This is a genomic window from Paenibacillus ihbetae (genome assembly GCF_002741055.1).
In the GTDB taxonomy this organism is placed as follows: domain Bacteria; phylum Bacillota; class Bacilli; order Paenibacillales; family Paenibacillaceae; genus Paenibacillus_AQ; species Paenibacillus_AQ ihbetae.
The window spans coordinates 1,998,473-2,024,538 of record NZ_CP016809.1; the positions used below are offsets into that span (position 1 = coordinate 1,998,473).

General features: G+C 52.4%; 22 protein-coding genes. 1 reads left to right on the forward strand and 21 read right to left on the reverse strand.

Features of this window, described 5'->3' with window-relative positions; all coding sequences use genetic code 11:
- Window positions 1-101: 101 nt before the first annotated feature.
- From BBD41_RS09080 to BBD41_RS09090, 3 genes are all read right to left on the reverse strand, one after another.
- The gene (locus BBD41_RS09080) at window positions 102-617 is read right to left on the reverse strand and encodes a hypothetical protein (RefSeq protein WP_077569514.1); all 516 of its coding nucleotides are present in this window, start codon (window positions 615-617) and stop codon (window positions 102-104) included.
- Window positions 618-758: 141 nt separating this feature from the next.
- Window positions 759-1,844 carry a glycosyltransferase gene (locus BBD41_RS09085; RefSeq protein WP_099477346.1) on the reverse strand — a complete coding sequence of 362 codons (1,086 nt, stop codon included), beginning with the start codon at window positions 1,842-1,844 and terminating at the stop codon, window positions 759-761.
- Between the two features lie 129 nt (window positions 1,845-1,973).
- Window positions 1,974-2,753, reverse strand: a complete 780-nt coding sequence (locus tag BBD41_RS09090) for an AraC family transcriptional regulator (protein ID WP_099477347.1) — start codon at window positions 2,751-2,753, stop codon at window positions 1,974-1,976.
- A 168-nt stretch (window positions 2,754-2,921) separates the two neighbouring features.
- Here BBD41_RS09090 and pyk point away from each other — a divergent pair, with 168 nt between their 5' ends.
- Window positions 2,922-4,337, forward strand: coding sequence for a pyruvate kinase (gene pyk / locus BBD41_RS09095; protein WP_099477348.1), 1,416 nt, complete (start codon window positions 2,922-2,924; stop codon window positions 4,335-4,337).
- A 303-nt stretch (window positions 4,338-4,640) separates the two neighbouring features.
- Here the strand turns inward: pyk and BBD41_RS09100 are convergent, their stop codons facing one another.
- The 18 genes from BBD41_RS09100 to thiM form a co-directional block, all read right to left on the reverse strand.
- Entirely contained in the window at window positions 4,641-4,952 is a 312-nt protein-coding gene (locus tag BBD41_RS09100) for a YbjQ family protein (protein ID WP_077569518.1), read from the reverse strand.
- A gap of 300 nt (window positions 4,953-5,252) precedes the next feature.
- Window positions 5,253-6,008: a MerR family transcriptional regulator gene (locus tag BBD41_RS09105; protein WP_077569519.1), complete on the reverse strand. Its 756-nt coding sequence runs from the start codon at window positions 6,006-6,008 to the stop codon at window positions 5,253-5,255.
- Window positions 6,009-6,323: 315 nt separating this feature from the next.
- Window positions 6,324-6,743: a phosphotransferase enzyme family protein gene (locus tag BBD41_RS09110; RefSeq protein WP_237087039.1), complete on the reverse strand. Its 420-nt coding sequence runs from the start codon at window positions 6,741-6,743 to the stop codon at window positions 6,324-6,326.
- Window positions 6,744-6,786: 43 nt separating this feature from the next.
- A complete protein-coding gene (locus tag BBD41_RS09115; protein ID WP_099477349.1) occupies window positions 6,787-7,134 on the reverse strand; it encodes a hypothetical protein in 348 nt (115 codons plus the stop codon).
- 90 nt (window positions 7,135-7,224) lie between these two features.
- Window positions 7,225-8,160: an N-acetylneuraminate lyase gene (locus BBD41_RS09120; RefSeq protein WP_099477350.1), complete on the reverse strand. Its 936-nt coding sequence runs from the start codon at window positions 8,158-8,160 to the stop codon at window positions 7,225-7,227.
- 14 nt (window positions 8,161-8,174) lie between these two features.
- Window positions 8,175-9,215, reverse strand: coding sequence for a sialidase family protein (locus BBD41_RS09125; RefSeq protein WP_099477351.1), 1,041 nt, complete (start codon window positions 9,213-9,215; stop codon window positions 8,175-8,177).
- Complete coding sequence (locus BBD41_RS09130; RefSeq protein ID WP_099477352.1) at window positions 9,215-11,956, reverse strand: exo-alpha-sialidase; 2,742 nt, start codon at window positions 11,954-11,956, stop codon at window positions 9,215-9,217. The genes BBD41_RS09125 and BBD41_RS09130 overlap by 1 nt, the downstream gene beginning before the upstream one ends.
- A 15-nt stretch (window positions 11,957-11,971) precedes the next feature.
- Window positions 11,972-12,856, reverse strand: a complete 885-nt coding sequence (locus tag BBD41_RS09135) for a carbohydrate ABC transporter permease (RefSeq protein WP_099477353.1) — start codon at window positions 12,854-12,856, stop codon at window positions 11,972-11,974.
- Between the two features lie 11 nt (window positions 12,857-12,867).
- Complete coding sequence (locus tag BBD41_RS09140; RefSeq protein WP_099477354.1) at window positions 12,868-13,824, reverse strand: ABC transporter permease; 957 nt, start codon at window positions 13,822-13,824, stop codon at window positions 12,868-12,870.
- Between the two features lie 19 nt (window positions 13,825-13,843).
- Window positions 13,844-15,427, reverse strand: coding sequence for an extracellular solute-binding protein (locus BBD41_RS09145; protein ID WP_099477355.1), 1,584 nt, complete (start codon window positions 15,425-15,427; stop codon window positions 13,844-13,846).
- Between the two features lie 160 nt (window positions 15,428-15,587).
- Window positions 15,588-18,041, reverse strand: coding sequence for a helix-turn-helix domain-containing protein (locus BBD41_RS09150; RefSeq protein WP_099477356.1), 2,454 nt, complete (start codon window positions 18,039-18,041; stop codon window positions 15,588-15,590).
- 226 nt (window positions 18,042-18,267) lie between these two features.
- Window positions 18,268-18,438, reverse strand: coding sequence for a hypothetical protein (locus tag BBD41_RS29975; RefSeq protein ID WP_167392965.1), 171 nt, complete (start codon window positions 18,436-18,438; stop codon window positions 18,268-18,270).
- Between the two features lie 14 nt (window positions 18,439-18,452).
- The gene (locus BBD41_RS09155) at window positions 18,453-19,094 is read right to left on the reverse strand and encodes a TetR/AcrR family transcriptional regulator (RefSeq protein ID WP_099477357.1); all 642 of its coding nucleotides are present in this window, start codon (window positions 19,092-19,094) and stop codon (window positions 18,453-18,455) included.
- 181 nt (window positions 19,095-19,275) lie between these two features.
- Window positions 19,276-21,282 carry a fructose-specific PTS transporter subunit EIIC gene (locus BBD41_RS09160; RefSeq protein ID WP_099477358.1) on the reverse strand — a complete coding sequence of 669 codons (2,007 nt, stop codon included), beginning with the start codon at window positions 21,280-21,282 and terminating at the stop codon, window positions 19,276-19,278.
- Between the two features lie 238 nt (window positions 21,283-21,520).
- A complete protein-coding gene (locus BBD41_RS09165) occupies window positions 21,521-23,473 on the reverse strand; it encodes a BglG family transcription antiterminator (RefSeq protein ID WP_099477359.1) in 1,953 nt (650 codons plus the stop codon).
- A 217-nt stretch (window positions 23,474-23,690) separates the two neighbouring features.
- Window positions 23,691-24,365, reverse strand: coding sequence for a thiamine phosphate synthase (gene thiE, locus BBD41_RS09170; RefSeq protein WP_077569532.1), 675 nt, complete (start codon window positions 24,363-24,365; stop codon window positions 23,691-23,693).
- Window positions 24,362-25,195, reverse strand: a complete 834-nt coding sequence (gene thiD, locus BBD41_RS09175; protein ID WP_099477360.1) for a bifunctional hydroxymethylpyrimidine kinase/phosphomethylpyrimidine kinase — start codon at window positions 25,193-25,195, stop codon at window positions 24,362-24,364. Before thiD ends, thiE begins: the two co-directional genes overlap by 4 nt.
- On the reverse strand, window positions 25,192-26,043 hold the full coding sequence (thiM, locus tag BBD41_RS09180; protein ID WP_189636151.1) for a hydroxyethylthiazole kinase: 852 nt from the start codon (window positions 26,041-26,043) through the stop codon (window positions 25,192-25,194). The genes thiD and thiM overlap by 4 nt, the downstream gene beginning before the upstream one ends.
- Window positions 26,044-26,066: the final 23 nt, after the last annotated feature.

Genomic DNA, 26,066 nt, shown 5'->3' on the forward strand with positions numbered 1-26,066 from the left:
ATTAAACAGATGTCGATATGATGTTGTTCAAAAAGCTCCTATGTACCATGTTAATGATAAAAAGCCGCGACCTCGCGGCTAAATGGCAAAGCTTATGCGTTTCAATTTATACGGATCCCTTCAAACCGGGTAGCTAATCCGCTGAGAATCGTACCGTTTTCACCGGTAGCTCTTGCGAATACCTCCACTCGATCGCGGGCCATTAGCTGGATGATACCGGCAGCATCAATTTTTCCCGTTCTCGGCTCGAAATTTTCTTCGTCCGAAATTCTCGGTACGCCGTTGACCCGAATCTCCAAGTCCATTCGAACAGGCGTAAGCGTAATGGTTGTAAAGGAAACACTGGCCACCAGGGAATAGATGCCTCTTTGCTTGGGTGTGAAGGTCGAGGTAGATGAATTGTATTCATTGTTAAGATCCAATTCTTCAACCTGATATTGAACTTTGCTGAACACGCCGTCGCTGATGAGCTGGTCGATACCCGAAACCGCTTTAAACGCGGATTTTCTAACCTTCTTGCCGACACGCTTCTTCCCGGAAGTCTTCTTGGATATGGTATGCTTACAGATCGTTTTTTTGCAGACAAGCTTTCTGGACCATGAACGGTTCACTGTCAATTCAATCCCCTCCTGTCTTTCTATCAATTCTGGTTTCATAGCAGTATATGATTGATAGAGTTAGTAGAAACGGTATATGCCTCAAATAACCTAAAAAAGGCAATCGCCCGCTGCTAAACGTGACAGGTGATGGCGCTAGTGCTACCGCTGCTTTTTCCGGCCGAGCTTCTCCTCCAGCAATTGTTTATTGTACAAAATGTCCGGATCATCCGGAGCGTACGCCAGCGCCCTCTCATTATGTTCATAAGCTTTCTCCAGCTGCCCGAGTTTTCCATAACAAAACGTCAGCTGCAGATGGGGAAACCATGTCCAGGCCGCCTGATTAACGCTGTATAATCGATTGCCCGGCTTATCCAGCTTGAGCGCCAGCTCGTACCAATGGACCGCTTTTTCAAAATCGTTGAGTTCTTGGAAATAGTACGCGATCCGGCACACATATTCGGCCCGCGGAACGTCGAAATGTAACGTCCTTAACAGGGATTGCAGCTCTTGTTCTTTTTGCCCGAGCTCGTGGTAACAATGCGCCATGCGATCACAAGCATCCAATTTTTCCTCATAATATCCGGTCGTATCACAAATCATCGTTTCATAGATTTCGATGGCCTTCTTATAGTAGCCGTTCGCCGACAATTCCATTGCATAATGCAGTAATTGGCGTCTGGAAAGGGTAACTCCTTTGGCAAAAAGGTTCTCATAAATACGCAAGTTCCGCCCGGAATCCGCATGTACGCGGTCATGGCTGACGGCAATGTCCGATAATACAATATTTCCCGTAACCTCCAAAACCTCATGAACCGGGTCACGCCATTGAAAATGTTTGGATCGCTTGACCAGCCGGTTTCTTTTAACAACTGTCGTAGGCTTACCCAGGGGATCGAAGGAAATATAGTAATCCATGCATATGGAGTCCACCGTTGGATCCAAATTTTGTTTGAGTGCCTTGAACTTTTCCAGATCGGCCGGCTGCAGCCAGTCGTCAGCATCCAGCCATAAAATATACTCCTTCGTGGCATGAGAAAATGAATAGTTTCTTGCAGCTGAAAAATCATCAATCCAATCAAAGTGATAGATTCGATCCGTATATCTGGCTGCAATTTCGAGCGTATGGTCCGTTGACCCCGTATCGACGATGATAATTTCGTCAACAACCTCCTTTACCGAATGCAAGCACCGCTCCAGCACTTGCTCCTCATTTTTTACAATTAAGCACAAGCTGATTGTTACCATTCCTAGCACCTCCCACTACCTGTTTCCCAGTCATCATATGGAATTCCATCTCGTAATGTTACATACTAGACATAACAAAATAGACCGCGAAATGCGGTCTTGAATGATTAGCCGGTATGATTGATGTCATTATACCGTCCGCGGACGCTCATGCAATAAATCCGACGGAGCGCTGCCCGTGATACGCTTATGGATTCGATAGAAGTAGGAGAGGTCCTGATATCCTAGAAATACGGCAATCTCCTGTACCGTCAGCTGCGATTCCGTTAACAAATACGCTGCCCGTTTCATCCGCTGCGCGTGCACGTATTGGCTGATCGTCTGCCCCGTTACGCGCTTAAAGAGCGTCGCCGCGTAATTGGGGGTTTTGCCAATGACATCGCCCAGCTCCTCTTTTGTTATTTTTTCCCGGTAATGCCGCTCGATATAGGACTTCATCCGTTCGGCATGCAAGTGCTTTTCAGGCGGAATGACGCCCTTGTCGAGCTCGCGGCTGATATAAATCAATACTTCTGTCAATAATGCTTCTATCATCATGGCATAATACGATGGGCGCTCCTGCCATTGCTGATGGATCCAATTCATGCGCTCCAAGAGCAGTTCGTAACAGCCCGGCTTATGCTTCAGAACCTCTTCCCGTCCGAGCACGGATAAAGTCTGGGGCGCGTCTTCCGTCCATTCAACGACGAGCTGCGTATGCGTTACGGTCGGGATGCTTTTGGCATAAAACGGAACGCCTGCCGGAATAAGCAGAAGCTCCCCCTTCTTCATGATCTGCTTGTCTCCATTCATCCAATAAACGCATGTTCCATATGTCATAAGGCTTAACCGCCATGCTCTCTTCGTTAGATCCGCTTCCTCATACCAATCGGCGCCGCGAATTTGCCTTACATCTATCGGAGTGCCCATAATCCACCTCTTCGCAATACTATAATCTAATCATTGTACTATAGTTCCTATTACGATTCGACAAGACAGGCTACAATGGCATCATTAAGAAAGTTTGAATTGAACTTGTATAACGGAAACAGACTGAAGGGTACAAAATAGTACAAATACTAAGGAGGAACCCATACCATGCTCAAAACAAAAATCATTTGTACGATGGGACCTGCGTGCGATTCCATCGAGGTGTTGAAAGCTATGATTCAAGAGGGAATGACCGTTGCCCGTTTGAATATGGCCCACGGGGAGCTGGAAGATCACGTGGCCCGGATCCGGAATGTTCGTCAGGCCGCGTCCGAATTAAACAAGTATGTGCCTATCATGATGGACATTAAAGGACCGGAAGTTCGGATCGGGAAGCTGAAAGAGCCTTCCTGCCTGCTGGAGCCGGGTCAGGAGCTCATCTTGACGACGGAGGAGATTCTAGGCGATGCCCGCCGCATCTCGGTCAACTATGCAGAGCTTCACCAAGTCGTTAAACCGGGAGACCGCATTCTCATCGATGATGGTCTCGTAGACCTGAACGTTCTCCATATCGACGGGAAGGACATCCATTGCAAAATCATTAGCGGCGGCGTGCTCAAACCGCGCAAAGGCGTCAATTTGCCGGGCATAACAACGACGCTTCCCGGGGTCACCGAACGGGACGTGAAGCATATCGGCTTCGGTCTGGAGAACGGCATTGAGATCATTGCCGCCTCTTTCGTACGCCATGGCGACAACATTCGCGAGATTCGCCGCATCCTTAAAGAACGCGGCGCAGACCATGTGCAGATCATCGCCAAGATCGAGAATGAAGAGGGCATGCAGAACCTGGATGACATCATTGAAGCATCCGACGGCATCATGGTGGCCCGGGGAGACCTTGGCGTCGAAGTGCCGGTTGAAGAAGTGCCTATGATGCAAAAAGAAATGATCGATAAATGCAACCTCGCCGGCAAACCGGTTATCGTGGCCACGCACATGCTTGAATCCATGCAGGTCAATCCCCGCCCAACCCGCTCCGAGGTGAGTGACGTTGCTAACGCGGTCATTCAAGGCGCAGACGTCGTCATGCTGTCCGGGGAATCCGCCGCGGGCAAATATCCGGTGGAATCCGTGCGCACAATGGCCGCCGTCGCCAGCCGCGCCGAGACGATGATCGATTACAAAGATCAATTCGCCTTCAAATCCAGGCAGCAAGTGGCCAACATTACGGAAGTCATCAGCCAGGGAGCGGTCAGCTCTTCCCTTGTCTTGAATGCGAAAGCCATTATTACGGCGACGGAGAGCGGATTTACTGCACGGATGATATCGAAGTACCGGCCAAAAGCCCCGATCATCGCCGTCACGCAGCATGAAGAAGTGCTGGCCAAAATCTGCCTCCTCTCCGGCGTCATCCCGGTAAAAGGCGACAAGGTCACGACAACGGATGAAATGTTCGAATCCGCGACCCGCAATGCCATTAAGACAGGCTACATCGAAAAAGGCGATATTATTGTATTGTCCGCCGGCGTGCCGATCGGCCAATCCGGCAACACGAATCTGATTAAGGTGCTGCAAGTTTAATATTTTGACCTTTCGCGGTTGAACGGTGCCGTTTGCCCATTCAAGATAAGCATCAATCTAGAGAAATAAGAACAAATGATGTAAAAAGCCCCCATATTCCGGGCTTGGGAACGTCGGATTAGGATCGTTTACGATAAAAAAAGGGTTAGACAGTCGAGCTTTATGCCCTCTGCCTAACCCTTTTGTATTATAGACGCAACTCCTGTCCCAGGGGCTGCCCCGAACCAAATGTTGATGATTGGCCGCAGACAGACCGGAATGAACCGGATTATCCGTATGGAACCACGGCCCTGATCCTCACGGTTAGACAACCACGGCTGTTCCGCTGACGGCGACCATCAGCATGCCTTCACGAATGACCTCGTAATCGATGTCGACAGCCAAAATCGCATTGGCCCCCATATGGTCGGCTTGCTGTTTCATTTCGGCCATGGCTGCGTCCCTTGCTTCCTGCAGCTTGTTCTCATATGCACCCGAACGCCCTCCGACAATGTCGGTGATCGAGGCGAGAAAATCCCTCACCACGTTAGCGCCCATAATCACTTCGCCTGTCACGACGCCGACATAACGTTGAACCGGGTAACCTTCAAGGGTAGATGTCGTTGAAATTATCATTACATGTTCCTTCTTTCGTATTGGTTTCCTTTTATTACGCTGGAGAAAGGAATCGGTTGCGGCCGCGATGCCGTTAAATGTACAAATCCCCATTTATTTTGGGTATTGCCGCTTGTTTCTATGTATTTGGGAGCGAAAAGGTTGTTCCCGGTCAAGAAAGCAGAAAGCTCGTGAGCAGCCTATTCCCCCGCTCATTCATGATCCGCTTACCGCACCAACCTAACCATCCGGAATAGAAAAACAAACGGCATTTCTGCCGCTTGTTTTCGCGATTCTTCAGCTGTTTTGCGATACGCTTCGTTAGGCAAGGGCGGCATATTGCTCTCCCGCTGCATGAAGATAATAAGCAAGACCGGTCTGCTGCTCCTCCAGCATCCGAAGGTGGAAGTCATCCTGAAGAAAAAATTTCGTCTGCGCCGCAAAATCCGCGGGCGTTACTGAATGTCCGTGGGCGTTCAAGAATGCCAAATGCTTGCCGATCAGGCGCTGAACGCGCTCATCGTCATGCTTGATCCCGGATGTTAACGACTCGGCCATCGCTGTCATGAATGCGGAGGCCTCTGCCGCTTGCTCGTTCAGATCCGCAGCATTGACCTGTGTCTGCCCATCCTGAAGCAAATCGACGTCATAGGCGTCCTTCAAGTAATCATTTTGTTCCTTTAACGCTTCCTTCCAGGCTTCATCGCTATCAAAGCCTTTGAACATTTCTTCCGGCCTCATCGGCTGTCCTCCCTCCAGTTCGTTCATGGATTTCCTGAGCGTGCCCAATACCGCACCTAGCCGGTCCAGGCGGGCTGCAAGCAGCTCCTCCTGCTCCGACAGGATGGTTCGGCGGTTCTGCGAGCCTTCCAGCAGCTCTTTGATTTTATCCAGCGGAATGTCGAGCTCCCGGTAGAATAAAATTTCCTGCAATCGTTCGAGCTCGCGCTTCCCGTACAATCGGTAGCCGGCGTCGCTGATTTCGGCGGGCATTAAAAGGCCGATTTTATGGTAATGGTGCAGTGCCTTGACGGTCACGCCCGACAGCGTCGACACCTCCTTTACCGTGTACAGCATGCGGTTAACCTCCTTTCAGCTATCAGTCTAAGGCCTCCTCTAAGAGGAGAGTCAAACGTTATTTGGATTCCGGAAATTTGAAGCAAACGGTTATTATTATGTATTATCCCTTATGAATGAACAAAGCCAAGACCTGTCTTTAAAAACAAGTCTCGGCTTTCCACTTCAGTATTATCGCCCCGTCGTGCCCTTCACTTCACCCTGATTGGGCTCTTCACTTCCCCATGATTGCAATTCGAGGTTGACGCTGATCATCGTGCAGCAGTTAGCATTACAGCGCACGACAGGAGAAGCAGGGCAAAACAGAGCCTCGATTTACCATGGTTCACTGAAGCTGCGGCGATCGTCGTCGCAATAGGCAATCCGTTTATCTCGAAGCCCCTTATACCAAAAGGGCGCATCGTCAAGAACGAGATCGCTATGCCCCAAGGAACGCAGAATTCTGGCAAAGCTATACAAGCGTCCAAACCGTCGAAACCTCGGCAGCTCCTCTTCGGTCTCCGGCTCCAGGCTCCGGATGGAGCGATAGCCTTCAAGAAACGCCTCCTGCTGGATCCGGCAATCCGTGTCCGCCAGCGCAGATGCGATATCCATGGCATACCAATGATACATCGAGTCGTCAAAATCGATAACTTGGAACAAGCGCTGATCCGCTCGATAGAATACGTTATCTAATTGAAAATCATAGTGGATCAAGCCGAAGCTCTGTCTGGACGCACCTTGCCAGGAATGCACAAACCCCGCCAACTCGCGGGGCTTGTGCCTTGCTTTGTGCTGCTTACTTTTTTTCCACTTGCAGTATCGTAATGCGCTTTGCCGCATAGGTATCCTTGATGGCGTCTTCGGAAATCACGTTCAATTTGATAAGTCCGGCAATCTTGGACGCATCCGGCTTGGAGAGCAGCCGCCATACATCCGGATCCGGCAGCGCTTCGTAAAGCTTTTGCTCATCGAACTCCTTCCGGTCCTGAAGGACCAGCTTGGCCCGATACGTTCCCGCTTCCAGCTCCTGAACCCCCTGCTCCTGGCAATGCTCTATGATTTGCCCGCGCAGCTCCGATAATTCCTGCTCCAGCTCTTTTTGCTTTTGCTTGAGCTGATAGTATCTTCGCAACTTCACATCCATCCCATCTCACGCTCCTCTACACAACATATGTATGCAGAAGGGCGGTACAATTAGGATAATTTTAAGCAATTGGGGTCATTCGTTGCATTATTAAGCGTTGACACGGTGGTCCTGCAGCAGGGCGCAATTCCGATAGAAATCATCAATCCCCCGCCTTTCCCCATCCGTCAGCTGCTTCAAAGGCAGGCGTATCTTCGGGGAGCGCAGTACCCCTTGGAGGTATAAAATATACTTTTCATACGCAATAACTTCGTATTGGATCATGTGCGAGATCACCGCATTGGCCTCCGTCTGCAAAGACTGTAGGAGGCTCATATCAGGCCTTTGGGCAGTGCTGATATGATCGTGCATTTGAATGAATGGTCCCGGCATCATATTGAAGGTGCTCCCGATCGCGCCGTCGGCTCCGGCACAAGCCCCGCTTAAATATACCTCGTCATGCCCGTTAAAGATCATGAACCGCTCATGGCATAAGGCGCGGATTTGCTGCATCTCAAACAGGTTCATGGACGTAAATTTCACGCCGATACATTGGGAATGACTGCTCATGTCCGTGTAAAAATCCATCGTCAGACTCACGCTGGTAGCACCCGGGTAATGATAGACCAGCATGGGCAGCGGCACGGCGGACATGATCGTTTCATAATGCTCCCGGATCTCTTTCGTCGTTACTTTATAATAGAACGGGACGACGGCCGATACGGCATCTACGCCAAGCTCTTCCGCGTGGCGGGCAAGCTTAACCGATTCCATGGTGCTGATGCAGCCGATATGCGCGATCACGATCACCCGGCCGTTCACCGTCTTGACGACGGACTCAAGCACCTGCTTCCGTTCTTCCGTCGTCAAAATAAACGCTTCTCCGGTGCTTCCTCCAACATAGAAGCCCGTAATTCCCAGCGAGATCTGATGCTCCACCAAACGCGATAACGACTCGAAATCGATGGATCCGTCCTCGTGCATAGGGGTCAATAATGCGGTAAATATGCCTTTAAACTTGCTTCGTTCTCCAGTTACCAGGTTCAAGGGGAGTTCCCTCCTTATGGATTAGGTCTTAACAGAAAATCATCCTCATAAAAGCTGTACCCGCGGATTTGCGCTTTCGGCGCATCGTCGGCAATATATTGGACAACATAGATCTCCCCATCTTCAAATTGCACCCATCCCGAATAACCGAGATCGGCTGCCGGGCTGCGGTCATAATCGATGGGCATGATTCTCGTCCACTGCTCCCGCCGCTCGGCCGCCTTTGCCGATTCCTGATCCGTCAGTGCGACAAAGAAGTTCTGCGTCCAGGTGCCGAGCCAGCCTTTGCCGCCTTGCATGAAACGGTATGCGATCATAATGTTTCCGCTCTGCAGCATCCCCGCAACCGGACGATGACAACCGGGGATGGGGACGCGGTAGGGTCCGCTCCAGGTCTCGCCTTGGTCATAGGAAATCGATTTGTAACAATCGAGCCCCTGTCCGGAGTTCTCCCGCAGGAAGGCGACCAGGGTTCCATCCGGAAGCGGGAGTATGCTTCCTTCGCACAGCTTCAGATCCGGATGCGAGGCCACAGTAACCGGTCCGTACCAATCTTCGCCTTGGTTATCCGAGTACCATAGACGCTGCTCGCTGACGCCTGTCTCCGCATTTCGCTCATGGGCGGACAGCAGCCACCGCCCGGATGCAAGCTCGCACAGCTTATCCGGCACGATACCGGTAACCGGCGTCTCGATTGGCCCGGACCAGCGGTTCCCTTCGGCATCTCCAATCCATATATAATTCCGTCCCCCGTTCTCCTTCTTCTCCCTAATCTCATCTGCGACGATAACGAGCCGGTCATCCCGCAGCCTCGAAATCCGGGCGCAATTCCAATAGGGAAGTCCTTTCGTCCATGCCGTGAACGGCTTTTTATCACTCCAGGTTCTTCCTTTATCCGTACTTTCAGTCAGCATCAGCCGCGTAGCCGACCGGTCGCCGTGATGCGTGCATTGGGAAAATACGCATACCAGCTTGCCTGCTGCAGTAAGCGTGACATCGGGCCATGCCTCATACCATTCCTCGTCTCTGCTGATCGCAAACCTTTCAATCGCCATTAACGTTCATCCTCCTTAACTGTTCTCGTCACTTCCACAGTTATTGTCTTCGTGGTTGAATGCCCGGCCTTATCCCTTGCTTCATAGGTAATGATGTACGCCCGCTTCGCTCCGCGCCGATGGTTTGCGGCCAACAGCTGAAAGGACGTATCCGCTGTTCCGATGTCCGCATCCCGAATCCCTTCAAGACGGTCCGGCGTGCCTTCGGTTGTGACAGACACCAATGCAATCGAAGCGATTCCGGATGATTCATCCTTGGTGTCGAGCGTCATCTCGATCGGCACCCATTTGCGATTTGGCGGCCAGAGGGCGTCCAGGTTCGGATTGACCGTAAGCTCCGGCTCCGTCTTGTCGATGGGAATCACTAAGGACCGGGTCTCTTCCACATTGCCGGCTCCGTCCCGGCTCCGGTACTCCATTGTGGTGATTCCTTCCGCAGAGACCGAGACAGCTCCTGTATAATTCGTCCATTCCCCGCCGTTCAGCCGATATTCCGTGTCAGTCACCTTGGAGTCTTGATCCGCTGCCGTAAACTCCACCGTCACATCGGACGTATACCAGCCATTCATTCCGTCCGGCTCATTCGGCGTAATGACAGCCTTCGTAACCGGTGCGGCTGCGTCGAACGGAAGCTGATACAGCTTCCTGATGTCGGATGGATCCAAAGCATGGTGATATATCCTTACATCGTCCAGACTGCCGTTCCAATCCCGATTGGCAACTGCGCCTTTATCAAAGCCGACCAGCGGCGGAGCGTCTTCGTTCGTCACATTCATAGCAGCACCGTCAAATTGGGCCGACGTTGCAGCCAGTTCCCCGTTAACGTACACCAGAAGATTGCCGCCCTGCCGGACACCGGCGACATGCGTCCATTCCCCGGGCTTGACCAGACCGGACGGCGTTGCGATGCCAACCTCCCTGTTCAGCGGCAGACCGTTCAGATTCATCCGAACCGCACCGTTCTGTTCAACCGACATCCACCACTGCGGGACGCCCCGGCCGGCCGTTCCGTACCATATCAACAGATGCCGCTGCCGGGAAAGCGTCGCCGGGTTGACCCAGGTCGCGAAGGTAAAATCGCCGGTTCCAAAATGGAGACCATCGGCGTTCGTGATCTCGACGTGCGAACGCTGCGTGGCATCCAGATGCAGAACATGGCCCTGTCCATCGGAACGCACCGCCCCCGGCTGGATTACCGCGCCGTTCTTCAACAAGCCGGTATGTCCTCTGCCTGTCACATCCGTCACGCCTCCAACGCTTACCTGCTCGAAGTCCCAGTGCAGCAGCAGCTCCGGACGCGGTCTGGACCTATCCACCTCAATCGTATAGGTGCGCGTGCGGTGCCCAAGCCTGGCCGTAACGAGAAGCTTATCAAGTTCGCCAAGCCGGATCGTTCTTGGCACTCCTGGCGCTGCCGGCTCGCCCGCTATTTCAACTTCGACGCCATCTTTCGAAGCGATCGGCGTAACCGTCACCGCTTCGGTTCCTTCATACAATGTAAGGCGGTAATGCTCGATATCGCTCCTAAACACGGGGGACAGCGAGCCTTCCGAGAACACCAGGTCGTCCAGCTGCGCATCCTCCGTTTCGAACCAAGCCAGATTGAAGGTTGCAAACATGATTTTGTCATAAGGCGTATAACCCCCGCCTTCAAACAACAGACCTATCGTTCCGTCCGGCAGCACGGTGAGCGAGGAGTAGGCGGAATGTCCGCTGTATACCGTTTTCGCTACCGGCCAGGTGGCTCCGTCGTCATGGCTTAGGCGGACCGTCATATTTTCCCTGACGTTCTCGCTGGCCGGATTGGCGAAAATCAGCAGCTTGCTGCCAAGATCATTATCGGCCGGCAAATAACGCACAATGCTCGCTTGCACAACCGGATCAATCAGCTCAGGCGCATAGTGCACAGGTGACCAAGTCGCTCCTTGGTCTCTGCTTGTCGAGATTGCCCTCCGTTTCCGTTCTTTGTTGGCGGACAAGCGGTCGTTCCGCATCAAAGTGCCGTCCGTCAATTCCACCACGGTGGCCTCGTTCGTATCCGCTTGAATATAGCCGCTCTGATACCAGGTTATGCCATGATCGTCGCTCTGGATGTTCCGGCCAATCGCCGGAATCACCAGCCGCCCTTGGTTAGGTCCATGCCGAAGCTGAATGCCGCTTGCAGGCCCTGTTGCATCCCACCTTATATCAGGCGGCTGCACCTCCTCAAACCGATTAACCGGCTCCGACCAGGAAGCTCCGTCATCGTCGCTGTATGCGCTCCAAATCGTGCGAACGCCCCTGCTCGTTCCATTGTTGATCTCCTCGATCGTGTCGTCGCCATAATTATGGTTCATAAATAACCATATGCGGCCATTGCTCTCATCTTGTACCGCTGTTGGATTGCCGCAGGTATCCGTGCCCATATCGCAGACCTTTTGGAGCGGCCCCCATGTCGTGCCGCCGTCCATACTGCGCTTTAGCACAAGGTCGATGTCTCCCGTATCGGAAGCGCTGTTTTTCCGCCCCTCGGCGAACGCCAGCAGGGTTCCGTCCATGGTCGTCAACACGGTCGGAATGCGAAACGTATGATACCCTTCCGTTCCTGCCACGAACAAATCGATATTGCGAAACTGCGCTTCCCCGTCGGCCGCGGCCTCAGCTTCGGCAGCTTTACTCAAGCTAACGGGGCCATGAGGGAAGCAGGCAGCAATAACAATAAACACCATCCAGCCAATAAACGCCTTGCGAAGCGGCCTCATCACAAACGAACCCTCCTAACCTTTAATGGAGCCGACCATAACCCCTTTAACGAAGTACTTCTGCAGAAACGGATACACAAACAAGATGGGAAGCGTGCTGATGATAATAACCGCTGACTTCAAAGTGGCGGCCGGCGGCGGATTCCGCACGTATTCCAGCTGTGCCTCGTTTTGCGTAATCCCCGTCAGCAAAATATTGCGCATGATGACCTGGATCGGCATCTTGTTAATGTCATTGATATAGATCGATGCCCCGAACCAATCATTCCAATGATGCACCGCATAGAACAAGCCAATCGTGGCCATCGCCGGCATGGAGAGAGGAATGACGATTTTGAACAGAATCAGCAGAGGCGTGGCTCCGTCAATGACGGCGGATTCCTCCAGCTCCTCCGGCAGTCCCATGAAGAAATTCCGGAGAATAAACAAATTCCACGCGCTGACCAGGCTTGGAAAAATAAGCACCCACAGCGAATCCTTAAGTCCCAGCGTATCCATCAGCATATAATTAGGAATCAATCCGCCTTGGAATATCATGGTCAGAAAGATGAACAGCACCAGCCCGTTTCGGCCCGGCAAGCTCCGGCGCGCCAAGCCGTATGCCAGCATGGACGTGAACAGCAAATTGAGGAACGTGCCTACGATGACCCTGAAAAGCGTAACCTGATAAGCATTCAAAATGATCTTCCCCCGGTTAAGAAGCACGTCATAGGCCGTAAAATCGAGCCTTTCCGGAATCAGCACGAATGCCCCCCGGCGCATGGATTCCTCTGCGCTGATGAACGACGTTGACAGCACCGCCAGAAACGGGATGACAAACATGAGGGACAAAAAGATCAGGAAAACAATGTTGGCAGCATCAAAAATACGTTCGCTTCTCGTCGGCTTTATTCCACCCACCGTATCCCTCCTTACCAGATTCCCGTTTGGTTCATCCGCTTCGCGAAATAATTCGCGCCCAAGATGAGCGTCATGGCCAGAAGATTTTTGAATAAACCGACAGCCGTGGCAAATGAATAGTTAAGCGATGTCAGACCCTCTCTATACACATACGTGTCGATGATGTCAGCCACCTCGTATACCGCAGGCGAATATAGCAGCAGCACCTTCTCGAACCCCGCGTTCAGCAATCCCCCGATCGACAGGATGAGCATGATGACAATGACATGCGAGATGCCTGGAAGCGTGATGTGCCATGCTTGACGAAACCGGTTGGCGCCGTCGATTTTTGCGGCTTCGTACAGTCCCGGGTCAATCCCGGCCATGGCTGCCAAATACAAGATCGTTCCCCATCCGACGGTCTGCCACACATGGGATACAACGAGGATGGACCGGAAATACTTGGGCTCCCCTAGGAACAGAATCGGCTCTCCGCCGAAAAACACGATGATCGCATTAAGCAATCCATTGTCCGTGGACAGCATCATCATGATGAGACCTGCAACCACGACCGTCGAGATGAAATGCGGTAAATACGAAACGGTTTGCACGAACCGCTTGAATAGTCCGTTCTTCAGTTCATTCATCAAGAGTGCCAATACGATTGCAGCCGGGAAACCAAACAACAGATTGTAGAAGCTGATCAGAAACGTATTGCGGAGAACGTTCCAGAAATAATAGGATTGAAAGAAACGGACAAAATGATCGAAGCCCACCCATTCCCCCGTCATAATCCCTTGTACTCCTTCAAACGGTGAAATGTTTTTGAATGAAATGATGACGCCAAACATGGGCACGTAGTCAAAAATAAGAAAGTACAGCAGGCCGGGCAGAATTAAGTAATAGTAGAACCGATGCTTTTTAACTGCAGTCCATCGGCTTTTGTTCTTGGGCACCGGCGGGGGAATCGTCGCAGCTTTAAGCTCCATGATTAGCGCGCCTCCCGTTTTATTTTTTCAGCTCGTGATATTGCTTCGTGTATTCATCAATCCACATCTGCAGCCCCGCCTTATTCAGCTGTTCAATGTATTGATCGAATTCGCTCAGTGGTCTTACGCCGGTTACAAACTTTACGAGCTCCTCGCTCCGCAAACGATCCAGATCCTCCAGCATGGGAACATTCTGCTTCAGCCGCTCCTTGTCGTAGACGACGGTCGCATCCAGCGGCATTTTGGCGGCGCCTATATTCGTAATTTCATGATTTAAGTAATCGGCGTGCATCTTCTTTACCGGATCGCGGAAGGCGTATTTGTTCTCCGTGGCAAGGCCCAAAGAGAGCATATATTCGCCGGCATACCGAAGCTCGGGACTAAGCAGCTCGATCTCGAACTTCTGGTCATCTAAGTATTTCCAATTCTTGCCGAAGGCTGCGTTCAGGGTATTAGTCGGCAAGTCCTTGTATTGATAATTGATAAACTTGATTACAGCCTCGGGATTTTTGGCCTTTTTCGTAACCAGCATGCCCGTTGTATTTCCGCGTGACGCCGTCATCAGCTTGCCGGCAGGACCCGTAAGCTCCCTCGCAATCGCATAGTCCGCGCCTTCGGGAAGGTTTGGCTTGATCTGCGGGAACAGCAGCGTAATTCTTGAATACCACATGGAAGACATGCCCACCCGGTTGGTCTTCAGCAGCTCGAGCGGGTCAAATTTGGCAAAAGCCTCCTTGTAGATGTAGCCCTTCTGGTACCAGTCCGCCATCTTGGCCAAGAAATCCCGGTAGCCCGGCGCCAGCTCGACCGGTTTGATTTTATTATCCGCCGGGTCGAGCCAGTTGCTGTTGCCGCCTTCAACGAAGCCGCCCATGAGCGCATTATTGATTCCATTGATATCGGTCATCATGGGAATGGTATCCGCCTTGCCGTTGCCGTCAGGATCGCCCTCCTGGAACGCCTTCATCACCGCCTCGAGCTCATCGATCGTTTTCGGCATTTCCAAACCAAGCTTCTCCAGCCAATCTGTGCGGATCCATACCGGATAATGAACGGAAGGCAACCCGCGGGGAATCCCCCAGATCGTCCCGTCTTTATCGGTCATATAATCCCAAGCTTCCTGCGGCCATGCCTTCAAAATGTCCTGGCCGTGCTCCTCCAGCAAATCGTTCAGCGGAATGATGGCCCCCTTCGAAGCATATTGATCCCAATCCCCCTGAAATACATCCACTTGATCCTTGGACCCGAGCAGCAAATTCAGCTTTTCGCCCTCGGAGCCTTTCGGAGGCACAATGGCGATCGGCTCAATGCCGAGCTCTTCCATATACATCTGTTTTATTTCCTCCAACGCGTCCGGTACGCTGCCTTCCGGCTTCTGATTCAACGCTCCGGTATTCTGGTAAATGTAAATTTTGGGCATTTCCCCGGAACCCTTGCCCGAACCTCCATCAGCACTCTTTGATCCGGTTGAAGCTCCATCGCCCCCGCTTCCTCCTCCTCCACATGCCGCGATCGCCAGGACGAGCATGGCCGTCAGCGTGGTCTGTGCGAATTTTTTCATCATAATCCCTCCTTCTACTTTGCGGGTCCACGATTCCAACATGGCCGGGACCTTCTGTCAGGTGACACCTTATCACGGATTGTAAACGCTTTAAATGTAAAACGCCGTACATTTATAACAACATTTCTACTTATCAAATATTTGTTATGGAAGCTAAAAATCCCGGTACTCCTTGGACTGGAGTAAGGAGCCGGGATCGATGCTAAGAATATATTTTCTTGTACTCGCCGGGGGTGAGTCCGGTGATTTCCTTGAACACTTTAATAAAATAGTGGGCGCTGCCGAATCCGACCTGTCTGCCGATCTCATTGATTTTAAGCCTGCCTTCCGCGAGCAGAAGCTTGCTCTTATCGATCCGAACCTGCTTCAAATAATCAATGAACGGCTGACCGGTGCTTTGCTTAAACAATCTGCTGATATAAGCCGGGTTCAGGTTCAACTGCTCGGCTACCCACGATAGCGAAATATCTTTATCGTACTCGTTCTCCAGGATCTCGATGATTTTGGCGATATGCTGATTGCCCCTGGCATGAATTTCTTGACGGATGCATTCAATTCCTCGAGTTATAAGCGATTGAAACCAGAGGACAATGTGATCCATCGATTCCAGATCGAGCAGCTCCCGATAGGGATCTGTTCCGTTCCCGAACAAGATCTCGATATCTGTCCCGAACGAGCTGAAAGAATGCCGTATCGATGTAAGCAATTGAATGAAGATCGGCTGGATCTGGTTGTAATGCAGCTTATTCTTACAGGCTTCGATTTCGGCCACAAAGGCTCCGAACGTCGAGAGTGCTTCCTCCAAGCAGGCGGTCCGGATGTAGTTATTGAGCTTCTCCTCAAGCTGGCTTGGATAAATAAAGGTCTGCCCGTTGTCGGCACGGATATCGTCCATGGATATAACATAGCCTTTGCCGTACAGAATGCGATATTTCAGCGCCTCCGCCGCTTCTTCATACGCAAGCGGCAGCTCTCCGATCCCCTTGCAGATGCTTCCAACGCCGAGGGAGCATTGAGCTCCCAATCGGGCATTGACTTCATCGAGCAGCTGCTGCGCCAGGTGGAATAATGGCTGGCGTCCCTTCCCGGGAAAATTAAAAACAACAGCGACCTTGTCCTTTTCCACATTGACGACGAAAAATGCGGTCTCCTGCCCTAAAACCCTGCTGTCCCGCAGGGCATCCATGATTTTGATCTTGCACAGATCCTGAGCCAGCATATCCTCGCCATTCGAGGCCAGCTCCTCATCAATAGACAGCAAGAATACGGACAGATCATCAAGGCTGATATCGAGCCCAAGATAATCCTTCTTGGCTTCAATCTCTTCAAGGCTCATCGCATGCCGCTGCAGTAATGACTGTTTAAACCGCTCCAATTGGAAGGGCAGGCTTTCCTCCAGCCGTTCTTTATAATAATTGCGCTCATCGATGGTCGAGCTGACAAAGCTGCCGATGACGCTGAGTTCATCATTCGCCCCCTTATGCGTATGTTCCGGAACGTGAACACTCCCTTTACGGTGCCTGAAATCCTGATGATCGTTACCCTTTCCACGATCCGGGCGGATATCATCGTCCTCCCTGCCTTTCGCCAGCGCATTCAAGCGGGAAATGGGCTTATACAAGCTTCTGGACGAAAAATAGGAAAGCAGCAGCGAAAGGAGGATTAAGGCGCCGGCTGTGTAGGTTATCGTCTGTTTGATATCAATCGTGCCCTGGGTATATACCCCCATATCGGAGACGTTGACAAACGTCCAATCCAGCAGTTTCGAGGAGGAGTAGCTGACCAGCTTCTTGCCGCCGTCCAGCTCAATGGAATAAGATCCGGCCCCGCCTGTATGTTGGAGCGCTTCGGATAATCCGGTCCGCGGAAATCCGTCCTTACCGGAAGCTTGGCTGCGGAACACGATATTTCCGCTGGAGGACACGACATACATGTCGTCATTCGCGTTCAGTTTGCTGATAATATCCGCATAAATCATGGATGCATCGAGGTTGACGATAATCGCGTTGCTGGCTTTCTTGGACTTGTAGATTACAGACAGGAGCTCCTTCTCGCCTTGAGGGTATTGCTTGGCGACTCGGGTGTCCAGGAAAACGGGGTTCATCTGCATGTTTTGTACGGCTTCATACCAGCCTTGATCATAAAAGTCCTCTAGGCGGAACTGGCGGTTCGAGCGGTCATTGTCCGAGGTAATCACCAGGTTTTTGCTGCTGTCGTAAAAATATACGGAATCCACGAATTGATCCGAAAGTTTAAATGAGTTCATCGTGAGGAAGGTGTTCTTTTTAGCCTCCAAATAAGCATACAGCGCAGGCAGATCCTCCTTCGGGATCTCCCCTTGAAGGCTCTCGTAATAAGCACCGTTCGGGAAATTCTCGAAGCTGATAAAAGAACGGTTAAGCGCAAGCAAATTCGAATTTTCCTTAATCCGGTTCAGTAGAATCTCAAGCGTGTTGATCGTTTGGTTCAAATACTGCAGCTTATTGTTTCCTGTCTCTTCCTCGACAATGTCAGATACTCTGTAATAAGCGAAGATATTGGACACCAGGCTCGGAAGCACGGTAATCAACACGGTCGTGACGATTAACTTTAAGAAGAACTTACGCCTTTTTATTCTTCCAATCGAATCGATCCAGGTTCTCAGCTGAGGCATCATCCCTATCCCCCTTGGTCCGAAATATTGTATATTGCATGCCGGAACCTGTAGAGAATCGTGCTGTTCAAGTCGCCGTTCCAGGGATTAAATAAAGCGCTTTCAATTCCTTTTAAAATGATTATACCTTATAGGCTTGTTGTTGGGGTATAGGGAGGGATCGTTTGAGGCAAGTATGGATCCTTTCCTTTTCTCAGCGATCCCGCATGTTTGGTTGCGTTAGTATTCATCATTTTCGCAGCAGGTTGAAAATCGCCTCCAGTCGGATCGTATGGCTGCATGACTCGCAGGTATACTTCCCGCGTTGATTGTTTTCCTTAAAATTAGCGTAACCCGCGCTTCCTTCGTAAAGCCGGAATTTCTTCTTGCAGCAGAAGCATTCCACCTCGTAGAACAGCATGCCCCGCCCCCTCCTCATTCGTAATCTACGTTACTTACGGCCCGCTCAAAGATGCTGATCAGCTCCTCCGTGTACTCCTTCACGCTAAGATCCGGAGTACGCATCAGCTCAAGGCTGAATCCATCAATGGCATGGCGAATGGCTAGCGCCGTGACCCGTGCCGACAACGGGGTAAATGCCCGGAAGCATCCTGCCTCCGCACCCGCGTATAGAATCTCCTCAATAGGCTGATAGATGCTCTCGTCCGCATCCGCCGAGAACCGAAGCTTCCCTTCCTTTGTCCGCATGCCTGCCGCGATTTCCACGACGGCAAACACCATTTTCCGGTGCTCCGCAATAAACGCCAGATTCGCCTCCATATACTTCCTAAGCCGTTCTTTGGGTCCGACTGCGTTAGCTACAACTGGACGGATAAAAGCCTCGGCCGCGATCGCGTAAGCCGCCACTACCTCTTCCAGCAGATCATCCTTACTGGCAAAATGATAGGTAATCACCCCTTTGCTCACATTGGCGCGCTTGGCGATTTGGCCGATGGAAGCTTGGGCATAGCCGACTTCGGCAATCGTCTCGATCGCGCATTGGACGATTTGAGCACGGCGGGCTTTTTCGGTAAACGACAAGTCCTTGGGATCATTTGCTTTATTTTTAGTACTCATGGTTATATTTTAGTACGACCGTACGAACTAATCAATGAAAAACCGGCCCATCTTTCACAGACGGCCGGCTCGTTCTCTCGCTGTCTAACGACAGACATTATCCTTCTGCTTAAATCAAGCTCCTTGGGCTGCTGCTGCCCCCCCAACCAATGGCCAGGTGACGTCACTTTAGCTTCTTGGATTATTGCACCTGATCAAGCAATTGATAGGCTTCTTCCTTCGTTGTCACCGCCAAAAGCGCTTCTCTGAAATCATCGTCCATCAGCTTGCGGGACAGCATCTGCAGCACTTTCAAATGCGCGTTCTGTTTACTATTGCGCGGCACGGCAATCATAAAGATCAATTTGGCTTCGCTGCCGTCGAGACTCTTCCAGTCGACACCATCCCGCTGAATACCAAAGACCACGCTTGGTTTCAGGACAGCATCCGATTTGCCGTGAGGAATGGCAATATTCATGCCGATGCCTGTGGAGCTTTCTTGTTCCCGGGCTAATATGGCCTGTTTAAAATCACCGTCAGCTCTGACCGCCCCATTCCGCTCCAATGCGGCGATCATTTCGTCGATAACAGCATCCTGTGTCGTACCGGCCAGATTCAAGTTAATGAGATCCGGTGTTACGATATCCGTCAATTTCTCAACGCGGATAGGTGTTGCTTCCGTCGTTGTACCGTTACTGTTCTCGGCTGAAGCCGCTTCGGTTGCGTCCGCGGCCACGGCTGCAGCTGGGGTCGCTTCGGCTCGGGCTGGCTTTGCTACTGCGTCTGCTCCTTCTCCAACAACTGCCGGAGTCACAGCCGCAACATTTTTCTTAAGCAGGCTCACCATGATCACCGACACGGCTGCGCCGACTATGACTGCTAAGAAGAACATCAGCACTTGATCAACGGCACCGAGCACGGCTACAATCGGACCGCCATGGGCTACGCTGTCACCGACATTGCCCAACATGGCAATCACCGAACCCGTCATGGAACCGACCATGATACTCGGAATGACGCGTAAAGGATCTTGCGCCGCAAATGGAATCGCTCCTTCGGTAATACCGAACAGTCCCATCGTAAATGTTGCCTTTCCGGCTTCACGTTCCGAAGGTGTAAACTTTCTTTTGTTTATCATTGCTGCCAGTCCCATTGCAATCGGAGGAACACAGATGGCAACGGCAATTTGGCCCATAATCTCATAGTTTCCTTCACCGATCATGGCCGAGCCGAACAGGAATGCAACCTTATTCACAGGCCCCCCCATGTCGAAAGAAATCATCGCGCCCAGAATAAGCGCAAGCAGAATCGAACTTGTTCCCTGCATTCCCGCGAGCCAGGCGGTTAACGCTTCAAACAGATCCGCAACCGGAGCGCCGATCACAAAGACGAAGATTAACCCTACAACTAATGAAGCCAGTACCGGGATAACGATAATGGGCATAATCGGCTGCAGCGACCGAGGAACCTTGAGCCGTTTAATCGCGAGTGCAGCATAACCCGCCAGGAAACCGGCAATAATTCCCCCGATAAATCCAGCCCCCGCTTCACTTCCATAAAAGCTGCCGTTCGCGGCAATGAACCCGCCGACCATACCTGGCGCAAGCCCCGGCCTGTCCGCAATACTCATGGCGATAAATCCGGCAAGGATCGGAACCATGAAGGTAAACGCAGCCGAGCCGATACTTTCAATCGTTTTCCAGATCGAATCATCCGGTATAACCAAACCGCCCGGCGTCTTCACGCCGCCCATTGTCAGTGCGATGGCGATGAGCAGCCCGCCGATCACGATAAACGGCACCATATAGGATACGCCGTTCATCAAGTGACGGTAAATCGGATTTTGTTTAGGTTTATTTTCTCCTGTCATAGCTTCAGCTGACTTGGACTGTGCCTGATAGACGGGCACATCCCCTTTGATCATCCGTTGGATCAGCTCTTCCGGACGGCGGATACCATCCTGCACCCCAACGACAAGCAGTTTTTTACCCACAAACCGGTCCTTCACCACCGTTTTATCCGCCGCGATAATAATACCGTCGGCTTCACGGATATCCTGCTCCGTGAATGGATTCTCTACACCAATGGAGCCTTGGGTCTCAACCTTTAACTCAACGCCAAGCTTCGCGCCTGCCTTCTGCAGATTCTCAGCGGCCATATACGTATGTGCAATTCCGTTAGGACATGAAGTAATCGCTAGTATTTTCATGCTCGTTATTCTCCTTTGCTGTCATGTTCCCGCTTACATTTATAGTGTACACGCTGAAAGCGCTGTTATCGGATGAACTTTTTACCGGAACTTCCGGAAAACACGGATTTATTTCGCAATCAAAATATCCCTCAAAGCGGGCCTATGCCACGATGCTTATTCCAAACGCTTTGCAACATCCTGAAAATGTAAAAAGCAGGACGCATACCGTCCTGCTTCATCGTTTTTACTATTTATGTTACCCCTTTAACCTATTCAGCAACCGTATCGCGTCCGTCTCTTTAGACAACGCACTGACCAGTGCCGGCTGCTCACTGATACGCGACAATTCCTTGAACAGCTGCCGCATCTCTGTTCGCTCATCATGCTTGATCGCAAGCAAGAACACAAGCTCAACCTTCTCGGTCCCCCAGGTAATCGGCTGCTTCAAAGTAACGACAACGATGCAGGACTGTGTAACCCACTCCGAACCGCCGTGAGGGATGGCAATGCCTCCTCCTATCGTCGTAGCAGACATTTTCTCACGATCCAGCACACTTTCCGTATACCCGGCCTGGACATACCCTTTGTCCTCCAGCATCTGCGCAAACTTGGAGATTAACTGTTCGGGACGCGCCAGCTCCTGCTGAGGAAAGATGAGAAAAGGTGTCGTATATTTCAAAAAGACCGATTCCTCAGCCGCCCTGCCGTCCGGCTCATCGAGCCGACGAATCGCTTGCTCCAGCTTCCGCTCGTCACTGGCCTCGAGCAGAGGGGAAACGAGGATATGAGGTATTTTTAGCTTGGGCAGTTCAACGGTCGTTATGACAAGATCCACCTCATGATCGGCCAGATAATCCTCAACTTCCGCTTTGGACATCGTTGTTTCTACATGAACGGACGGGAATCTCCGCTCCACCTTCGCGAGAAGGAGTTGGGACATCCCTACCCCCATATGACACACGATAATGACCTTTTGCGGGTGGCTTTCATTCTGGTGAATCCGCTCCACGGATGCCTGAAAATGCAGCGTCAAATACGCGGCCTCCTCTTCAGGAAAATACAGCTGGAACGCTTCCCCCACCTCTTCCAGTGCCATAATGACCCGATCGAACATATACGGGTACATCTTTTTGATCTCTGCCAGCATCGGATTGGACACCGCCAGACCATAATGAAGACGGTTCATGGTCGTGTACAAATGCAATTTTAACCCGTTCAGCAATATGGAGTCCTTGGAGAAAGGGATCATATTCAGCTCCGACATCCGCCGGGTCAGCTGCTCAACCAGTCGGGGCAGGAGGGGGTGGCTGTCTGCCAGTTCGCTGCGTCCAACGCTCTCATCCTCCTGCGTGTATCGGATCTTCCCGCCAAGCAGGTGCAGGGTTAGATAAGCGGTTTCTTCCTTGGAGAAAGGGACGGCAAACAGTTTTTGCAGCTGCTTCAAAAAGTCCGTCGCCCATGCAAATTCCGTTTTGTTCTCCAAAAAGGCCAGGTCCTGATCAGAGAGCGAAATCGGCTGACCCAGCTTGGTCCGTTTGACCATGAGCAGAATATGCAGCATCAGGCTTTCGAAGGTTTCATCGGTGAAGCGGAGCTGATGATGCTTTTGCAGCGCCTTCAACTCATGGGACACGGCTGCAATCTCGTGCGGTTCAAACTGGTTACGCATCATTTGTCCCGTCAACTCCGGACGGTTGATCAATTGGTTTAACCGCGCCAGCGCCATCCGTTTATTCTTCTCCGTTCCCTCAATCATGAAGCCTACGCGCGGTTTCGTCATTAAGCTCAGATCAAAGCTCCGCAGCCAGCCCTCAATCTTTTCCATATCCCGCCGGATAATCGCCTTGTTCACGTAAAAAGGTGAAGCCAGGTTCTGCAGGGTTACGGGCTTCGCGTTCATCAAGAGGCGGTATGCCAGGTGCAGCACCCTTTCCTCATCCGATTCATCCTCGGCGGTACGATCGTTGGAGTACAAACGTTGGAACAAATCAGCCCGATCCGCTTCTTCGATCTCCAGATAGACGCCAAGTCCCGGCCTTTTCACCAAACGGCCACTGGAGTGCTTATCGATATATTCTTCAATCACCTTCAGATCGTTACGGATCGTCTTCTCCGAGCATTCGGTCTGATCCGCAAGATCCTGGACGAGCCACTGGCGGTTCGGTTCCATTAACAAATTGCGAAAAATCTCTTTTTGCCTGTTATTCATTCCGGTCTCCTATTCAGCTTATTGGGAGAGCTCACGCATCGTAGAGCAGGTACATCGTCCTACGTATATCATATCCGGGTCGCTATGGCAATCTGAACGGGGACGATACGCGGGAATGGATCAATTGAAGGGCTTCTGACAGAATACGGTAAACCAAACAAGGGTGCCTCAGAAGTAGGCACCCTTGTTCTTGATCCGCTTATAATCCTCTTACAACTTAAGAAATCCCCTCGGCTCCTCGGCGTATCTTTCCCATAAAAGTCTCCACAGCCTCCTGCGCCGACGCCGCTCCCGTCACGGCGGATATCACCGCGATGCCATCCGCACCCGCTCCAATCACTTCCTCCACGCGATCCACGGTAATCCCGCCAATCCCAACGATCGGCAAACGGATTCCAGCTTCGCGCAGCTCACGAAGAATTGCCGGGCCTTGCGCAGCCTTGGCATCATCCTTTGAGCGGGTCGGGTAGATCGGTCCGATGCCAAGATAATCGGCACCATGGAGGATTGCGCGCCGGGCTTCCTCCACCGTATGGGCGGAGACGCCCAGCATCCGGTTGCCGATCCGTTCACGTACCGAAGCCGCGGATTCATCGTCCTGGCCGATATGCACGCCGTCGGCGTCCAGCTTCAGTGCCAGCTCTACATCGTCATTGACGATGAAGGGTACGCGTGCTTGCCGGCACTGCTCCTGGATCCGGCGAGCCAGCCGGATCATCGGCTCCCCGGTGAGTGCTCCTTGTCCCTTCTCACGAAATTGGACCATGGTTGCGCCTCCAGCCAACGCCTCCTGCACGACCAAGCTTGGCTCGACGCTGCAGTTCACGCTGCCGAGCACGAGGTACATTCGCAGATGCCGCCTCATCATCTCGGGTGCCACTCTGCCCGTCATTGCAGCACCTCCTGACGGCGGCGATTGTATGCCCAATGATTGGTCGGGCCCTGTCCCTGCCCCAGGTTCAATCCGTCCTCAATGGCCGCTTGAATGAATAAGCGCCCGCTCTGAATCGCATCGAAGGCGCTCAGGCCCTGGGCCAGACCTGCCGTAATGGCTGCCGAGAACGTGCAGCCGGTCCCATGTGTATGAACGGTATTCACGCGCTTGGCGCTGAGTTCCGTAAAGCCGGTGCCGTCATATACCAGATCCACCACCTGATCTCCATCCTCCTCGAAGCTGCCATGACCGCCCTTGATGATGACGATCCGCGGACCGAGCCCGCCGATGCGGCGAGCCGCTTCCCGGCAGTCATGCCTCGTGCGGATCCCCATTCCGGCCAGCACCTCCGCCTCCGGAATATTAGGCGTCACCACCATCGCCAAGGGAAGCAGCTCCCGCTTTAGTGCGTCAACGGCTTCAGTACGCAGCAGCTCGGCACCACCCTTGGCGATCATTACGGGATCGACAACGACTCTCTCCCAGCCAAACACCCGGATCCGGTCAGCGACCAGGCGGATGATCTCGGCGTTAAATAGCATGCCCGTCTTTAAAGCGTCCACGCCGATATCGCCGCCCACCGCCTCGATCTGCTCCGTCGCCGCTTCTGGCGGCAGCGGGTAGACGCCATGGACGCCAAGCGTGTTCTGCACCGTTACCGCAGTCAATGCCGACATGCCGTACACGCCAAGCTCCTGGAACGTCTTCAGGTCCGCCTGAATGCCGGCGCCGCCCCCGCTGTCGGAACCGGCAATCGTCAGCGCTCTCGGAATCCGTGCGTCTGTCATCGGGATACGCTCCCTTCCGCCAGGATATCCGCTTCGCAGACCGATGCGTACCCTTCGAGCGAACCGGAGTGGAGCTTTGCAAGCTCATCCAGGAAGACGATCTGGAAGCTGCCCGGCCCGAGTCCGGCCGTTTGCTCAGCCGCGCGGGCGGCTGCTGCCCCATAGAAGGCAAGGCCAGCCGTTCCCGCGAGCAGCAAATCCGGCTCTACAGCGGCGAAAGCCCCAAGCACGGAAGTGAGCAGGCAGCCCGCCCCGGTTACTTTCGTCAGCATCACATGCCCGCCGCGAATGATTCGCGCCGAAACACCATCGCTGATCACGTCCTCCTCTCCCGTAATGGCCACCACCGTATTTAGCCGCTGTGCAGCCCGCAGCGCCAGCTCTAAGTTCCCGCCGGACGCAGAGTCGTCCGCATCGACCCCCTTGATCACCCGGACTTCGCCGATCAGATTGGCAACCTCGGCCGCATTGCCCCGCACCAGGGAAACCTTCACTTCACGCAGGATCCGCAGGGCCGAATCGGTCCGAAACGGCGTGGCCCCCGCTCCTACCGGATCGAGGAGAACCGGGACGCCATGCGTATTGGCGGATTGCCCGGCAATGATCATCGCATCCACTTGTTCGCGGGACAGCGTGCCGATGTTGAGCACGAGCGCTCCGGCAATTTGGGCCATATCCGCCACCTCGTCGGGGGAATATGCCATTACCGGCGACGCGCCCAGCGCATACAGGCCGTTGGCCGTAAAGTTCGTAACCACCACATTGGTCATGTTATGGACAAGGGGCTTCTGCTGCTGCACCTTCGTTAAAAGCTCCGCAAGCCCCGAATCCCATGTATTTCCGCTCATTGCCATCATCCTTTCCTTTTCTT